Annotated in this window: 1 pseudogene; it reads left to right on the top strand. The window is 64.3% G+C overall.

What is annotated here, in order from left to right:
* Window positions 1–649 (top strand): annotated as a pseudogene (locus GOARA_RS02925) (IS3 family transposase); the annotation flags it as partial.
* Window positions 650–759 lie beyond the last annotated feature (110 nt).

Below are 759 nucleotides of genomic sequence, written 5' to 3'. Positions count from 1 at the left end.
CCTCGGGTCGCGCAAGATGTGGATCATGTTGCGCAGCAACGGTATTGACGTTGCTCGCTGCACTGTCGAGCGTCTCATGGCCGAGATGGGTTGGCGGGGTGCGTCGAAGAAGAAGTCCCCGCGCACCACGACGCCGAATCCGGCCGATGAGCGCCCGGCCGATCTGGTGGATCGGCGTTTCACCGCACCTGCCCCGAACCGGCTCTGGGTTGCTGATTTCACCTACTGTCGCACCGGCGCGGGATGGGTGTACACCGCGTTCGTCATCGACGCGTTCGCCCGCAAGATCGTCGGCTGGAAGGTGGCCACGCAGATGACGGTCGACCTGGTCACCGACGCGATCAACACCGCGATCGAGAGCCGAAATCGGGCTGGCATCACCGATTTGAGTGAGCTGGTCCATCACAGCGATGCCGGCTCGCAGTACACCGCACTCGCGTTCGGCCAACGCCTGTCGACTGCGGGGATCACCCCGTCGGTCGGCAGCGTCGGCGACAGCTACGACAACGCGTTGGCCGAGTCGGTCAACGCCGACTACAAGAACGAACTGGTCGACTACGGGCCCCGATTTCCCGGGGTCGCCGAGCTGTCACTGGCCACCGCCGAATGGGTCGCGTTCTACAACCGCCTGCGACCGCACAGCTACTGCCACGACCTGACCCCCGAGCACGCCGAGCAACTCCACTACGATCGAATCGCCAACCTCAATCCGGAGGAGGCGCTCACAATCTGAGCTCTCCGGAAACGCCGGGATGGATC

It is taken from the genome of Gordonia araii NBRC 100433, from assembly GCF_000241265.1.
Classification (GTDB): Bacteria; Actinomycetota; Actinomycetes; order Mycobacteriales; family Mycobacteriaceae; genus Gordonia; species Gordonia araii.
The sequence above is the reverse complement of the archived record's forward strand: the minus strand, read 5'-3'. Positions and strand labels throughout refer to the sequence as shown.